General features: G+C 68.1%; 15 protein-coding genes and 1 riboswitch. Of the genes, 1 reads left to right on the forward strand and 14 read right to left on the reverse strand.

Translation table 11 applies throughout. The annotated features are described in order from the left end of the window. Positions 1-110 precede the first annotated feature (110 nt). The 14 genes from JI745_RS22475 to JI745_RS22540 form a co-directional block, all read right to left on the reverse strand. Complete coding sequence (locus JI745_RS22475; RefSeq protein WP_201812038.1) at positions 111-1,298, reverse strand: pyridoxal phosphate-dependent aminotransferase; 1,188 nt, start codon at positions 1,296-1,298, stop codon at positions 111-113. Between the two features lie 11 nt (positions 1,299-1,309). Continuing rightward, on the reverse strand, positions 1,310-1,840 hold the full coding sequence (gene nusB, locus JI745_RS22480) for a transcription antitermination factor NusB (RefSeq protein WP_201812039.1): 531 nt from the start codon (positions 1,838-1,840) through the stop codon (positions 1,310-1,312). Beyond that, positions 1,837-2,301: a 6,7-dimethyl-8-ribityllumazine synthase gene (gene ribH / locus JI745_RS22485; protein ID WP_201812040.1), complete on the reverse strand. Its 465-nt coding sequence runs from the start codon at positions 2,299-2,301 to the stop codon at positions 1,837-1,839. Before ribH ends, nusB begins: the two co-directional genes overlap by 4 nt. A gap of 19 nt (positions 2,302-2,320) precedes the next feature. Next, complete coding sequence (gene ribBA / locus JI745_RS22490) at positions 2,321-3,415, reverse strand: bifunctional 3,4-dihydroxy-2-butanone-4-phosphate synthase/GTP cyclohydrolase II (RefSeq protein WP_201812041.1); 1,095 nt, start codon at positions 3,413-3,415, stop codon at positions 2,321-2,323. Between the two features lie 43 nt (positions 3,416-3,458). Beyond that, positions 3,459-4,085 carry a riboflavin synthase gene (locus tag JI745_RS22495; protein WP_201812042.1) on the reverse strand — a complete coding sequence of 209 codons (627 nt, stop codon included), beginning with the start codon at positions 4,083-4,085 and terminating at the stop codon, positions 3,459-3,461. A gap of 12 nt (positions 4,086-4,097) precedes the next feature. Continuing rightward, positions 4,098-5,183, reverse strand: coding sequence for a bifunctional diaminohydroxyphosphoribosylaminopyrimidine deaminase/5-amino-6-(5-phosphoribosylamino)uracil reductase RibD (gene ribD, locus JI745_RS22500; RefSeq protein WP_201812043.1), 1,086 nt, complete (start codon positions 5,181-5,183; stop codon positions 4,098-4,100). 64 nt (positions 5,184-5,247) lie between these two features. After that, on the reverse strand, positions 5,248-6,240 hold the full coding sequence (locus JI745_RS22505; RefSeq protein WP_201812044.1) for a hypothetical protein: 993 nt from the start codon (positions 6,238-6,240) through the stop codon (positions 5,248-5,250). A 7-nt stretch (positions 6,241-6,247) separates the two neighbouring features. Continuing rightward, a complete protein-coding gene (locus JI745_RS22510; RefSeq protein ID WP_201812045.1) occupies positions 6,248-7,393 on the reverse strand; it encodes a hypothetical protein in 1,146 nt (381 codons plus the stop codon). Further along, positions 7,390-7,956, reverse strand: coding sequence for a prepilin-type N-terminal cleavage/methylation domain-containing protein (locus JI745_RS22515; RefSeq protein ID WP_201812046.1), 567 nt, complete (start codon positions 7,954-7,956; stop codon positions 7,390-7,392). Before JI745_RS22515 ends, JI745_RS22510 begins: the two co-directional genes overlap by 4 nt. 1 nt (position 7,957) lies before the next feature. Continuing rightward, a complete protein-coding gene (locus JI745_RS22520; protein WP_201812047.1) occupies positions 7,958-8,392 on the reverse strand; it encodes a type IV pilin protein in 435 nt (144 codons plus the stop codon). 11 nt (positions 8,393-8,403) lie between these two features. After that, entirely contained in the window at positions 8,404-8,931 is a 528-nt protein-coding gene (locus JI745_RS22525; RefSeq protein ID WP_201812753.1) for a GspH/FimT family pseudopilin, read from the reverse strand. Between the two features lie 112 nt (positions 8,932-9,043). After that, entirely contained in the window at positions 9,044-9,487 is a 444-nt protein-coding gene (gene nrdR, locus JI745_RS22530) for a transcriptional regulator NrdR (protein WP_201812048.1), read from the reverse strand. A gap of 52 nt (positions 9,488-9,539) precedes the next feature. Next, positions 9,540-10,790, reverse strand: a complete 1,251-nt coding sequence (gene glyA / locus JI745_RS22535; protein WP_201812049.1) for a serine hydroxymethyltransferase — start codon at positions 10,788-10,790, stop codon at positions 9,540-9,542. 59 nt (positions 10,791-10,849) lie between these two features. Then, positions 10,850-10,975: riboswitch (ZMP/ZTP riboswitch) on the reverse strand. Positions 10,976-11,021: 46 nt separating this feature from the next. After that, entirely contained in the window at positions 11,022-11,933 is a 912-nt protein-coding gene (locus JI745_RS22540) for a lytic transglycosylase domain-containing protein (protein ID WP_201812050.1), read from the reverse strand. A 244-nt stretch (positions 11,934-12,177) separates the two neighbouring features. On the opposite strand from JI745_RS22540, the gene JI745_RS22545 reads away from it, so the two are divergent. Further along, the gene (locus JI745_RS22545; RefSeq protein ID WP_201812051.1) at positions 12,178-13,737 is read left to right on the forward strand and encodes a UbiD family decarboxylase domain-containing protein; all 1,560 of its coding nucleotides are present in this window, start codon (positions 12,178-12,180) and stop codon (positions 13,735-13,737) included. The last annotated feature ends 30 nt before the right edge of the window (positions 13,738-13,767 follow it).

The following is a 13,767-nucleotide window of genomic DNA, read 5'->3' on the forward strand; positions in this document are numbered from 1 at the left end:
AAGCAACCACCATCATGTGAGCTTAGTGCAAGGTGGCCCCATGCTGGCACCAAAAAGCACCGGCTTCGCGCACTAGTAACACCCAGACACCCAAAAGCACGTGCTCTTTCTCACGTCACGCGCAGCAACTGGTGCAGGCGCGCCACGGCCTCGGTCAGGCTCGCCATGCTGCTGGCATAGGAAAAGCGCAGATAACGTTCACCGGCATGGGGCCCGAAATCCCGACCCGGCGTCACGGCGACCTGGGCGCGGCGCATGAGGTCGAAGGCGAAGTCCCAGCTGCTGGTGGCGTGGGCGCTGCAATCGGCCCAGGCATAGAAGGCACCGTCGGGCATGACGGGGACGGTCAGGCCAAGATCGTTGAGCGCGGGCACGAGGAAGTCGCGCCGGGCCTTGAACTCGCCGCGGCGCCGCTCGTATTCAGCCAGGCACTCGGGCTCGAAGCAGGCCAGCGCGGCGTGTTGCGAGACGGTGGAGGCGCAGATGTACAGGTTCTGCGCCAGCTTCTCGACCGGGGCGACCAGCGACTCGGGCAGCACCATCCAGCCCAGGCGCCAGCCGGTCATCGAGAAGTACTTGCTGAAGCTGTTGATCGAGACGATGTCGTCGCCGTGGGCGAGCGCACTGTGGCCATAGGCCTCGTCGAAACTCAGGCCCAGGTAGATCTCGTCGACGATGGTCACGCCGCCACGCTGTCGCACCACCTCGGCGATTCGGCCCATCTCGTCGTGCGCGATGGAGGTGCCCGTGGGGTTGGAGGGCGAGGCGAGCAGCACGCCGCGGGTGCGCGGCGTCCATGCGGATTCGACGCCAGCGGCGTCGAGCTGGAAACGGTGCTCGGGCGGGGAGGGCAGCAGCACCGGCGTGCCTTCGGCCGCCGCGACGAAATGGCGGTTGCACGCGTAGCTGGGGTCGGGCATCAGCACTTCGTCGCCGCGGTCGACCAGCGCCAGGCAGGCCAGCTGCAGCGCGCCCGAGGCACCGGCGGTGATGACGATGCGGCGGGCGGGGATGTCGAGCCCGAAACGGTCGCGGTACCACTGGCTGAGCTTTTCGCGCAGCGCCGGCAGGCCGGTGGCGGGGGTGTACTGCGTGCGGCCCTGGGTGAGGCAGCGTTGCGCCGCGGCTTGCACCAGCGGAGGTGCGGTGAAGTCTGGCTCGCCGATGTTGAGGTAGATCATCGGCCGGCCGCCCTGGGCCGGGTCGCAGAGGGCGCTGGCGGCGATCTCGGTCGCCGCCTTGGCGCACTCCATCACGTAGAAGGGCTCGATGTGGTCGAGCCTGGTGGCCAGCTTCATCTGGGCGACGCTCAGCGGCGCGAGGCGCGGAACGCCTCCACCTCGACCGGCCGCAGGTCGACCGCGGCCTTGTCGAGCACGCCGTTCACGTACTTGTGGCCATCGGTGCCGCCATAGCTCTTGGCCAGCTCCACCGCCTCGTTGATGGCCACCTTGTAGGGGATGTCGATGCAGTGCTTGAGCTCGTAGGTGCCGATCATCAGCACGCCGTGCTCGATGGGCGAGAGCTCGGTGGTCTTGCGGTCGACGTGGCGGGCCAGCACCGCGTCGATGTCGGCGGCTTCGTCGATGCAGCCGTGCAGCAGCGCGTCGAAATGCGCGCTGTCGCATTTGTCGAAGCCTTCCTGCTCGCGCACGTGAGCGTCGATCACGCCGGCGTCGCTGCCGGAGAGCAGCCATTCGTAGAGGCCTTGCAGGGCGACTTCGCGCGAGCGGCGGCGGGCCGATTTCGGCGCGTTGGCCTTGCCAGCGCCGCCCCTGGGTTTGCCGCCGGGCTTGCCGCTGGGTCTGCCGGGGCCGGCCTTCTTGGGCTCAGTGGTCACGAGAGGTCTTCCAGCAGGTTGGCCATCTCGACGGCCACACGGGCGGCGTCGCGGCCTTTTTCTTCGGCACGGGCCCAGGCCTGCGCTTCGTTCTCGACCGTGAGGATGGCGTTGGCGATCGGCAATTCGTGGTCGAGCGCGATGCGGGTGACACCCTGGCCGCTCTCGTTGGCCACGAGTTCGAAGTGGTAGGTCTCGCCGCGGATGATGCAGCCGAGCGCGATGAGCGCGTCGAAGCGGTCGCTCTGCGCCATGGCGTTCAGCGCCACCGGCACCTCGAGCGCGCCCGGCACGGTCACATGCTTGATGTGCCTGGGCGAAACGCCCAGGGCTTCGAGTTCGGCGATGCAGGCCTTGGCCAAGGTGCTCGTGATGGGCTCGTTGAAACGCGCCTGCACGATGCCGATGCGCAGATCGGTGCCGTCGAGGTCGGCGGCTTCGCCTTTGTCAGCGTCTTGCATGGGAGTCTTTCAGTTCAGTTCAGTGTTCGGGGGCGAGGAAGCCGGTCACTTCCAGGCCGTAGCCGGTCATGCTGGGCATGCGGCGCGGGCTGCCGAGGAGCTTCATCCTGGTCACGCCCAGGTCGCGCAGGATCTGCGCGCCGATGCCGTAGGTGCGCAGGTCCATCTGGCCGCGTACCGGCATCGTGTCGGGCGGTGCGCCGAGGTGCGTGAGCAGCGAGCTGGTGTCGGCCGAGCAGTTCATCAGCACGGCCACGCCGCGGCCGGCCTGCTGAAGCGCTTGCAAGGCCTTGGGCAGCGGCCAGGAGTGGCCATGGGCGCCGGCGTCGAGCAGGTCCATCACCGACAGCGGCTCGTGCACGCGCACGAGCACCTCTTCGCCGGTGTTGAGCGGGCCGTGGGCGAGGGTCAGGTGCACGCCGCCGGTGCGGTCGCGGAAGACGGTGCCGTCGAACACGCCATAGGGCGTGGTCAGCGCACGCTGGCTCACCCGCTCGATCAGGCTCTCGTTGCGGCTGCGGTAGCCGATGAGGTCGGCGATGGTGCCGATCTTGAGGCCGTGTTCCTTGGCAAAGACTTCGAGGTCGGGCAGACGGGCCATCGTGCCGTCGTCCTTCATGATCTCGCAGATCACCGAGGCGGGGCTCAGGCCCGCCATCGCCGCGAGGTCGCAACCGGCTTCGGTGTGGCCGGCGCGAGCGAGCACGCCGCCATCTTTCGCCTGCAGCGGGAAGATGTGGCCGGGCTGCACCAGGTCGCTCGCCTGCGCGTCTTTCGCGACCGCGGCCTCGATGGTGCGGGCGCGATCGGCGGCCGAGATGCCGGTGGTCACGCCGGTGGCCGCTTCGATCGACACGGTGAAGGCGGTACCGTGCTGCGTGCCGTTGCGCTGTGCCATCGGTGGCAGGCGCAGGCGCTCGCAGCGTTCGCGCGTGAGCGTGAGGCAGATCAGGCCACGGCCGTACTTGGCCATGAAGTTGATCGCTTCGGGCGTGACGTGGTCGGCCGCCAGCACGAGATCGCCTTCGTTTTCGCGATCTTCTTCATCCACGAGGATGACCATGCGGCCGGCGGCGAGCTCGGCGATGAGCTCTGGTACGGGGGAAATAGGCATCCCGCGATTGTAGGCGGGGCGGGTTTTTCCGGAGGGCTGCCGCCTAGGCAGAAATGCCGGGTGTGAGCATCCGTTCCACGTAGCGGGCGATCAGGTCGATCTCGAGGTTGACCTTCGAGCCGGCCTTGAGCGCGCCCAGTGCCGTGTTGTCGATGGTGTGCGGGATCAGGTTGATGCTGAACTCGCAGGCGGCGGGCAGGTCGGTGACGCGGTTGACGGTGAGGCTCACGCCGTTGACGATGATCGAGCCCTTGTAGGCGAGGAACTTGGCGAGCGCCTTGGGCGCCTGGATGCGCAGCTCCCATGATTCGCCGACCGGCGCGAAGTGGCTGACTTCGCCGATGCCGTCGACGTGGCCGCTGACGATGTGGCCGCCCAGGCGGTCGTGGGCGCGCAGGGCTTTTTCGAGATTGACCGGGCCGGGCTTGTCGAGGCCGGCGGTCTTGTCGAGGCTCTCGGCCGAGATGTCGATGGTGAAACGGCCTGCGGCAGCGTCGAAGGTGGTGACGGTCATGCAGGCGCCGTTGAGCGCGATGCTGTCGCCGAGTTGCACGTCGTCGAGGTAGCCGGCCGGGGTCTCGAGCGTGAGCTGCTTGCCGTGCGATGCGTCGGTGCCGAGGGCCTTGACGGCGGTGATGCGGCCGACCGCGGTGATGATGCCTGTGAACATGGTGAGAGGTGTCTAGAAATGCTCGCGGCCGGGAGGCCGTGCGATGAGGCGCAGGTCGTCGCCGAGGCGCTCGATGCTGACGAAGCGTAGCGCAAGCGCATCGGACAGGTCCTCCAGCGGGCCGAAGCTCGCCAGGCCCTGGCCCAGGCCGAGGAGCTTGGGGGCCTGGTAGACGAGCAGCTCATCGACCAGGCCTTCGCGCACCAGCGAACCCGAGAGCTTGTGGCCGGCTTCGACGTGCAGCTCATTGACGCCGCGCTGCGCCAGGTCGGCGAGCATGCTGGGCAGGTCGACCTTGCCCGCGGGGCCGGGGGCATAGGCGATCTCGGCGCCTTGGGCCTTGAGTGCGTCTTCGCGCGCCTTGTCGTGGCCGGCGGCGTAGAGCAGCACCGCGCCGGGCGGCTGGAGCATGCGGGCCGCGGGCGGTGTTTCCAGGCGCGAATCGACGATGACGCGCAGCGGCTGCTTCGGCGTGTCGACCAGGCGCACGTCGAGCCGCGGGTCGTCTTCGAGCACGGTGCCCACACCGGTCAGGATGGCGCCGGCGCGCTTGCGGAAGGCGTGGCCGTCGATGCGGGCGAGCTCGCCGGTGATCCACTGGCTGCGGCCGTTCTCGAGCGCGGTGCGGCCGTCGAGCGAGACAGCGGTCTTGAGGCGCACCCAGGGGCGCTTGCGCAGCATGCGCGAGAAGAAGCCGATGTTGAGCTCGCGCGATTCATCGGCGAGCAGCCCGGTCGTGACCGCGATGCCGGCCGCGCGCAGCTTCACGCTGCCTTTGCCGGCGACGAGCGGGTTGGGGTCTTGTGATGCGGCGACGACACGGCCGAGGCCGGCGGCGATCAGCGCATCGCAGCAGGGCGGCGTGCGGCCGTGGTGCGAGCAGGGCTCGAGCGTGACATAAGCGGTGGCGCCCCTCATGTCGTGGCCCTTCGCGGCGGCGTCGCGCAAGGCCATCACTTCGGCATGCGGCCCACCGGCTTCCTGTGTGAAGCCGCGGCCGAGCACTTGCCCATCTGCGCTGGTGATCACGCAGCCGACACGTGGGTTCGGCTCCGAAAGGCCGATGGCCTGCGCCGCGAGAGCGAGTGCCTCGCGCATGAACGTTTCGTCGGCGGGGGAGTGGTCGGGTGTTGTCATCGGTGGCCGGTGCGGGCCACCGAGTTCAAGGCTGGTGCTGAACGGTGACCACAGGAGCGCCATTGTGCGGCGTAACGGTGCTCGGGCAGTCGAGGTTGCCGCGGATGACCAGGTAGTTGCGAGGCACGCGGCCGCTGCCGGGGTAGCGGCAGGACCTGAACGTGGCGGCGGTGAGGCCGAAGCTCCAGCCCTGCGGGACGAGCCTCGGCTCCGTGTCGCCCGAAGGCGCCGCGCAGGCGTAGGCGATGTAGCGCTCGCCGTTGGCGACGATGGTCTCGCTTTCGCAGCGCAGCGTGCCGGCGTGCACGGTGAGCGGCAGAGGTGCGTCGTTGGCCTGCCAGGGGTCTGGCGTGCCCGACAAGGCAAAACGGACGAGGCCTCTCACCAGCCGCGCTTCGAAGGGCTCGCAGCCCGACAGGTCTTCGATGCGCAGCGTGCGAGCCTGTGACGCCGCGGCCACGCGGCACTGGAGCTGGATCTCGCCGGTGGCGTTGTCGACCACCCAGACGATCGGGCTCTGGGCGGTGGGCTTCACGATGCTGCGGCCGTCGGGAAAGGTGCGGGTGCTGGCGGGTGAGACACGCTGTGCCGCGAGCAGCGTGTCTTGCGGCGGCACTTCGAGCAGTGCGGTGTAGACGGGCGCGAGCCGCGCCACGCTGGAGGCGAGCAGAAGCTGCTGGGCGCCACCGCTGCGGTGCTGCCAGTGCACGCTCACCCGGCCGGTCTTCAAGCCGTCGGCCACGGCGCTGTCCTGCTCCATCCGGAAGGCAGTGGGGCCGCCCTCGGGCGATGCGGTGGTGTGCGGAGCGGTGCTGTCGAATGCGGCGAGATCGTGGAACCCACGCAAGCCTTCGAGCGCACGCTGCGCGTGTTGCACGGCGTCGCTGCGCTCGCGGGCGAGGTCGCTGTGCTGGCGCAGCCAGGTCTGCAGGCGGACCGTGGCGACCAGGCTCAGCGAGAGCACCAGCAAGGCGATCAGCGATTCGATCAGGCACGCGCCGTGTTGACGTCGGTTCATCGTGTTCTCACAGGTCGCGCCAGCTGCCGGCGACTGGGGCGTAGGTGCCGCTGCGCTGCTGGAGAGCCCTGAGCACGGCCGCGTTGTGGTGGACGGTGGTGTTGCCATGGGCCTGCAGATCGTTTTCAACGATCACGGCGCCGTGCACGGTGCTGCCCACGCTGTCGGTCCACTGGGGATGACGGCTGTAGACGAGGCCATGCACCGTGGCTGCGGCATGCAGATCGACGGCGCCGTCGGCCACCAGCACCACAGGGCGTTGCGTCGAGCCCAGCGTGAGTGGCGTGCCCAGGCGCAGGCCGCCGTCGAGCACGATCAGCGTGTGGTGGCGTGCCGCTTCGGCGAGGGTTGCATCGCAGGGGCTGTGGCAGCTCACACGCGCGGCGGCGGGCTGCTCTCGCCACTGCGCCGTGTTCATGCGGAACACGCTCGCATGCAGGCCCTGCGCCGTGAGGCCGGCCAGGTCAGCGTCGTTGCTGAGCATCGATGCGCGCGACGGTGTGCCCGGCGCGCTGATGACGCGCAAGGCCGGCCCGTGCACGCTGCCGCCCGCGTGCAGGGTCACGCCACCGGAGCTTGCGTCGGTGTGGGTGAGGGTGAACTCGCCGCTGAAGCTGGCGTGGCCACGCACGGCCAGTGCAGCGGCCGGCAGGGTGTCGAGCGCGGGCAGGCGGCCGAGGTTCTGGCGCAAGGTGATCGTGCGGCCGGCCTCCTGGCCGCGGCCGGTGGAGACGAGGTGCCAGCGCTCGGGCTGGGTGGCGTCAGCGGTCAGCTGGATGTGGAAGGCAGGCGCGGCCGCGCTTACCAGCGCGCGGGGTTCACCGCTGCGCGGGCAGTGGCAGGCCCAGCCTTGGCCGTCGGCCACGCAGCTGGCCTGCAGCGGGCCGAGGCGGGCGAGCTCATGCCAGGGCGATGCAGACGATTGCGCACTCGCGCGGCAGTCATCGCCGACCGGGATGGGCCGGTTGAGCTGCGCCAGCGTCCAGGCGAGGCCCGCTTGCGCCGCTTCATGGGCCTGCGCGGTGTGCAGCTGGTGCACCGAGCTGCGCACCTGCAGCAGCACGCTGCGGTTGGAAAACGCCACCGCGAGCAGCACGGCGAATGCGAGCATCAGGGTGATGGGGAGCGCGGCGGCGCCACGTTGAGTGTTCATGTGGGGCAGGCGCCGGTGAGCGTGTCGTGGCGGAGTTGCACGTGGCGTGTGACGGTGCGCGTCCATCGGCTGTCGTGCGTGGCTCGGGCGGTGAGTTCGATGTCGAGCGTGTGGCGCTGCTGGCGCGGGGGGCAGGACGGCGTTGTTGGGTCGCAGGCCATGCGGCAGGCACCGTCGAGCATGGTCTGGTGCGTGCGCGGCACGAAGCGCAGCGAGGCCACGCGCAGCGTCTGCGCATCGGTCATCGCCTGCCAGTGGCCGTCGCCGATCTTCATGCTGACGACGCCGTCGTGCAGCCGGTAGGCCAGCGCCTCGGTGTTGCCCGCAGGGGTGAAGCGCATGCCGTCGGCTTGCAGCGCGAAGGAGCCGGCCCGCCGCAGGTCGCGCGAGATGAGGTCCATCGTCGCCTGCAGATCCTGCGTGAGCCTGGCCTCGAGCAGCAGGCGGTGGTTCTCGCGCAGGTGCTGGCTCATGGCGACGAGGGCAATCGCCGTGAGCACCAGGGCCACGGCCATGCCGACCATCAGCTCCACCAGCGTCAGGCCTCGTTGTGCTTGGCGCATCTCAGGTCCCCCAGCAGCGGCGGTTGTCGGCTTCCGGGTTGGTGCTGCGCTCGTCGGTGCCCGAGGCGTGCGTGGCCTGGCCGTTGGCGACCACGACCCTCAGCACGCGGCAGCGGCGGTCGCTGGCTTGGGCGCCGGTGGCGGTGGCCATCAGCGAATAGCCGGAGGCGCTCGCGTCCGTCACCGCGAGGTTGTAGTAGCGCTGGCTCGAGGTCGCGGGGCTGCGCAGCTCGGCGAGGTTGGCGTACCGGGTGTTGCCGGAGCGCCATTGCTCCTGGCTCATCTGCAGTTGCAGCAGGGCGGTGATGCCGTCGATGCGTCGAGCCTTCTGCAAAGGCTCCTGGAAGCTCGGCATCGCGATGCCGGCGAGGATGCCGACGATGGCGGTCACCACCATCAGCTCGATCAGCGTGAAGCCGCGTTGGAGGCGATTCATGAAGCGTCTCCTCAGCACGCGGCGTAGCCGGCCATGGCGCCGTGCGCGGCGCACGAGCGCACGCGGCCCATCAGGTTGACGGTGTGCTGCAACGTGCGGCCCTGCGGGCCGGTGAGGCGCAGCGTGGCCATGGGGCTGGCGGTGCCGTGCTCGGGGGCGAAGAGCACCGAGCGCACGTTGGCGTGGAGCGCGATGCCTTGCGCGGCGGGCAGTGCGACGGTCTTGAGGGGGGCCGGGCCCTCATCGCAGCGACCGATGCCGTTCGCGTCACAACGGCAGCGGTCGGCAGCGCCGGTGTGCACCACATAGCAGGCGTTGCCGTTGAACGTGACGCGCACGCCTTCGTTGCGCAGCAGGGCCTCGCTGCGGGCATGCTGGAGGTCGCTCGACAGCTCCCCCGCGATGCCCTTGAGCCGTTGCTGATCGACATAGCCGTGCAGCGACGGCACGGCGGCGGTCATCACGATGCCGGCCACCGCGACGGTGGCCATCGTCTCGATCAGGGTGAAGCCGCGCGCGGCGGCGCTTCCCTTGTGCATGGTTCCCTCCCTCTGTTTTGGTATGAGGGCACTGTAGGGAACACGCTGCGTCGCGGCTTCCACCGCGTGGGGGAAATCCCGGGGCCACTGGGGTGGGCACCCGGGTGGGGGATCAGATGTCGCGGATCAGCTGCCGGAACTCGTCGACGTCCTCGAAGCTGCGGTAGACCGAGGCGAAGCGCACGTACGCGACCTTGTCGATGCGCTTGAGCTCACGCATGACGAACTCGCCCACCTTGGTGGACGCCACTTCCTTGGCACCGCTGTTGAGCAGCTTGTCCTGGATGCGCTCGAGCGCGGCATCGATCTGCTCCACGCTCACCGGGCGCTTGCGCAGCGCCAGCGTCATCGAGGCGCGCACCTTGCCGACGTCGAACTCGGCCCGGGTGCCGTCCTTCTTGACGACGGACGGCAACGCGATTTCGGCGCGCTCGTAGGTGGTGAATCGCTTGTCGCAGCTCTGGCACCGCCGGCGACGGCGCACGACGTCACCTTCGTCGGACTCTCGGGTCTCGACGACTTGGGTGTCTTCGTGGGAACAGAAAGGGCAGCGCATGGGCGGCTCCGCCAAAAACGAGGACGGGGTCGCCGCGCGACCCCTTCTCGGCTTACCGGTAGACCGGGAATTCCTTGGTCAACGCAGCGACCTTGGCGCGCACCGCCGCGATGTTCGCCTCATCGTGCGGCTTGTCCAGCACATCGGCGATCAGGTTGGCGGTGATGCGGGCCTGCTCTTCCTTGAAGCCACGCGTGGTGAAGGCCGGCGAGCCCAGGCGGATGCCGCTCGTGACCATCGGCTTCTGCGGGTCGTTGGGGATGCCGTTCTTGTTGCAGGTCATGTGGGCCTGGCCCAGGATGGCCTCGGCTTCCTTGCCCGTCAGATTCTTCGGGCGCAGGTCGACCAGCATCACGTGGCTTTCGGTGCGGCCCGAGACGATGCGCAGGCCACGCTGGGTGAGCGTGTCGGCCAGCACGGCGGCGTTCTTCACCACCTGCTGCTGGTAGGTCTTGAACTCGGGCGAGAGCGCTTCCTTGAAGGCCACGGCCTTGCCGGCGATCACGTGCATCAGCGGGCCGCCCTGGATGCCGGGGAAGATCGCGCTGTTGATCTTCTTCGCGATGTCTTCGTTGTTCATCAGCACCACGCCGCCGCGCGGGCCACGCAGGCTCTTGTGGGTGGTGGAGGTGACGACGTCGGCGAACGGCACCGGGTTGGGGTACACGCCCGCGGCGATCAGGCCGGCGTAGTGGGCCATGTCGACCATGAAGTAGGCGCCGATGGCCTTGGCGACCTTGGCGAAGCGCTCGAAGTCGATGCGCAGGGCGTAGGCCGAGGCGCCGGCGATGATGAGCTTGGGTTTGTGCTCGTGGGCCAGGCGCTCCATCGCGTCGTAGTCGATGGCCTCGTTCTTGTCCAAGCCGTAGCTGACGACCTTGAACCACTTGCCGCTCATGTTGAGCGGCATGCCGTGCGTCAGGTGGCCGCCTTCGGAGAGGCTCATGCCCATGATCGTGTCGCCGGGCTGAAGCAGGCCGAAGAAGACCGACTGGTTGGCCTGCGAGCCCGAGTTGGCCTGCACGTTGGCGAACTGGGCGCCGAAGAGCTGCTTCAGCCGGTCGATGGCGAGTTGCTCCACCACGTCGACGTATTCGCAGCCGCCGTAGTAGCGCTTGCCGGGGTAGCCCTCGGCGTATTTGTTGGTGAGCTGCGAGCCCTGGGCGGCCATGACGGCCGGCGAGGTGTAGTTCTCGGAGGCGATCAGCTCGATGTGGTCTTCCTGGCGCTGGTTCTCGCTCTGGATGGCGGCAAACAGCTCGGGGTCGACGGAGGCAATGGTGGATTTGGTGCGGTCGAACATGTGGCGGTTCTCTAGGTCAGGTGTGTCCCGTCAAACGGCCACATCGAGCGATGTGACCTCAGGGCTGCCCAGGCGAACGGCGGAACCGGCTCCAAACATCTGGAGCGGGCCGCGCTTCCCAGTGGTTCACCACCTCAGGCTCCGCGGTCTTGACCGGGGCCCCATCGCCAGTTGCGCAGCGGGTGGGAGTGTAGCGCGGCAGGTCCAGCCTGCCACGTTCACGTGAGGGATTCAGCCGCGCGACTCACCCGCCAGCGCGACCTGTTCGGTGGCCGGTTTTTCGGCGGGTGTGGACGGCTTCACGTCAGGGCCGGTCACGGTGGCAGGCACCGTCACCGACGGGGGCACCAGCAGCGGCGCCGTCGTGGAAACACTCTTGCCCGACGCGACCTGGCGCAAGTGCTCCTGCTCGGCCAGGACCTTGCCGGCATAGCCACCGTCATCGGGGAGATTGGCGGCGCCGACGTAGTAGCGAAGACCCGCTTCCAGGCCGCCCGCGCGCGCAATGCACTCCTTGAGCACCTGCACGCCGACGCGCAGGTTCGTCACCGGGTCGAAGGCGGCGTGGTTGCCGCCGAAGGCCTCGTACTTGTCGTCGTGCACACGCGTCATGACCTGCATCAGGCCTTGCGCGCCCACCGGGCTCTGTGCGAACGGATTGAAGCTCGATTCGATGGCCATGATGGCGAGGATCAGCGTCGGGTCCAGCTGGGCCCGGGCCCCCACCGTCCAAGCTTCCTGCACCAGGCGCGCAATCGGCTCGGGCGCGACGCGGTAGCGGCGCGAGAGCCAGTTGGCGACGGCGGCCTGCTGGCGGGTCAGCTCCTTTGGATCGCTCGCCGTGGCGCGCGTGATCGCATCGGGCTCATGGAAGTCGGCCAGGGCTTCGATCGTGCCGGCGGTGCGTAACTCATGCCGGGCTTGCAGCCAGCTCAAGGCTTTCTGCTCGATGCTGCGGCTGGTTTCCTTGTGGCTGCCCACGAAGAGCAGCACGCCCACGATCAAGAGGCCCACCAGGGCCAACGTGTTGTGGCTCACCTCGAGCAGCCCATGGCCCACGTCTCGCAGAAAGACGGTGGTGGAGCTGGACGCATGTTGGCGGGCCGAGTTCAGGAACGAGAGCAAATTCTGAAGCGCTGTCATGTCACTCCTTTCTTCTCTGTCCCGTTCCCTGCCGGCTTGCGCCTGTGGCCGGAAATGTGACAGTGATAATCCCTTGGCAAATGGCGTGCGGGATTAGGCAGCGTGGCGCCTGGGGACTTCCGGCTTTGCTGGACCGGTTGTCGGCGCGGGTTATCCCTGATCTGGGTCAGGTGCGGCGCGGATTCTGTTGGACCGAGTCATAACCGGTCAAGGATATAGAAATAACCTTTCATAACTGGAAAGCATGAAATATCGCGATTTGCGGGACTTCATGGCGGGGCTCGAACGCCTTGGCGAGCTGCGTCAGGTCGCCGAGCCAGTCTCGGCGCGGCTTGAAATGACAGCGCTCAGTGACAAGGTCCTCCGTTCCGGCGGTCCGGCGCTGTGGTTCAAGAACCCCGCTGGTTACAAATTTTCTGCCTTGACCAACCTCTTTGGTACCCCTAAGCGAGTGGCCCTTGGAATGGGGGCTACCGAGGTAAACGAGCTTCGGGATGTGGGTCGGGTGCTGGCCAGCCTGAAGGAGCCCGAGCCGCCCAAAGGCCTGAAAGACACCGGCCGGCTGTTACAAATGGCCAAGGCGCTGTGGGAAATGAAGCCCTCGGTCGTGAGCAAGGCGGCGTGCCAAGAGGAGGTGCTGACCGCCGACGAGATCGACCTCGGCGCGCTTCCCATCCAGCTGTGCTGGCCGGGCGACGTCGCCCCCCTCATCACCTGGGGCCTCGTCATCACCCGCGGGCCGCAGGGCGCGCCCAACGCCCGCAAGCGCCAGAACCTGGGCATCTACCGGCAGCAGGTGATCGGCCCGCGCCAAGTCATCATGCGCTGGCTGGCCCACCGGGGCGGCGCACTCGACTTCCGCGACTTCGCCCTGGCGCGGCCGGGGCAGCCGTTTCCGATCGCCGTTGCGCTGGGCGCCGACCCGGCGACCATCCTCGGCGCCGTGACGCCCGTGCCCGACACGCTTTCCGAGTACCAGTTCGCCGGCCTGCTGCGCGGCAGCCGCACCGAGGTCTTCAACACCACCGTCGGCGACCAGGGTGTGATGTTGCAGGCGCCGGCCGGTGCCGAGATCGTGCTCGAAGGGCACATCCCACCCGCCACGACCGGCTTCACCGGCATCAGCGCCCATGGTGTGCCGTTGAAGGAGGTGGGTGGCTACTTGCACGCGCTCGAAGGCCCGTTCGGCGACCACACCGGCTACTACAACGAGCAGGACTGGTTCCCGGTGTTCGAGCTGAGCCGCCTCGTTCGCCGGCGCGACGCCATCTACCACTCCACCTACACCGGCAAGCCGCCCGACGAACCGGCCGTCCTGGGTGTCGCGCTCAATGAAGTCTTCGTGCCGATCCTGCAGAAGCAATTCCCGGAGATTGTCGACTTCTACCTGCCACCCGAAGGCTGCAGCTACCGGATGGCGATCGTCAGCATCAAGAAGAGCTACCCCGGCCATGCCAAGCGGCTGATGTTCGGCATCTGGAGCTTCCTGCGCCAGTTCATGTACACCAAGTTCATCGTGGTGACCGACGACGACGTCGACATCCGCAGCTGGCAGGACGTGATCTGGGCCATCACCACCCGCGTCGACCCGGTTCGCGACACCACGCTGGTGGAGCACACGCCGATCGACTACCTCGACTTCGCCTCGCCCGTCAGCGGCCTCGGCGGCAAGATGGGCCTGGACGCTACCAACAAGTGGCCCGGCGAAACCGACCGCGAATGGGGACGCAACATCAAGATGGACGCCGAGGTGGAGCAGCGGGTCGCCGGCCTGTTCGAGCAGGTGATGAAACCGTCTCAATGATGCAGCGCCGCGCCATAGACGATCTCACTT

Origin of the sequence: Piscinibacter sp. HJYY11 (assembly GCF_016735515.1) — a bacterium.
Classification (GTDB): domain Bacteria; phylum Pseudomonadota; class Gammaproteobacteria; order Burkholderiales; family Burkholderiaceae_C; genus Rhizobacter.

Coding starts and splice junctions, on each gene's coding strand:
- JI745_RS22475 (WP_201812038.1), bottom strand. CDS start 1,298: ATGAAGCTGGCCACCAGGCTCGACCACATCGAGCCCTTCTACGTGATG.
- ribH (WP_201812040.1), bottom strand. CDS start 2,301: ATGCAAGACGCTGACAAAGGCGAAGCCGCCGACCTCGACGGCACCGAT.
- ribBA (WP_201812041.1), bottom strand. CDS start 3,415: ATGCCTATTTCCCCCGTACCAGAGCTCATCGCCGAGCTCGCCGCCGGC.
- JI745_RS22495 (WP_201812042.1), bottom strand. CDS start 4,085: ATGTTCACAGGCATCATCACCGCGGTCGGCCGCATCACCGCCGTCAAG.
- ribD (WP_201812043.1), bottom strand. CDS start 5,183: ATGCGCGAGGCACTCGCTCTCGCGGCGCAGGCCATCGGCCTTTCGGAG.
- JI745_RS22505 (WP_201812044.1), bottom strand. CDS start 6,240: ATGAACCGACGTCAACACGGCGCGTGCCTGATCGAATCGCTGATCGCC.
- JI745_RS22510 (WP_201812045.1), bottom strand. CDS start 7,393: ATGAACACTCAACGTGGCGCCGCCGCGCTCCCCATCACCCTGATGCTC.
- JI745_RS22515 (WP_201812046.1), bottom strand. CDS start 7,956: ATGCGCCAAGCACAACGAGGCCTGACGCTGGTGGAGCTGATGGTCGGC.
- JI745_RS22520 (WP_201812047.1), bottom strand. CDS start 8,392: ATGAATCGCCTCCAACGCGGCTTCACGCTGATCGAGCTGATGGTGGTG.
- JI745_RS22525 (WP_201812753.1), bottom strand. CDS start 8,931: ATGCACAAGGGAAGCGCCGCCGCGCGCGGCTTCACCCTGATCGAGACG.
- nrdR (WP_201812048.1), bottom strand. CDS start 9,487: ATGCGCTGCCCTTTCTGTTCCCACGAAGACACCCAAGTCGTCGAGACC.
- glyA (WP_201812049.1), bottom strand. CDS start 10,790: ATGTTCGACCGCACCAAATCCACCATTGCCTCCGTCGACCCCGAGCTG.
- JI745_RS22540 (WP_201812050.1), bottom strand. CDS start 11,933: ATGACAGCGCTTCAGAATTTGCTCTCGTTCCTGAACTCGGCCCGCCAA.
- JI745_RS22545 (WP_201812051.1), top strand. CDS start 12,178: ATGAAATATCGCGATTTGCGGGACTTCATGGCGGGGCTCGAACGCCTT.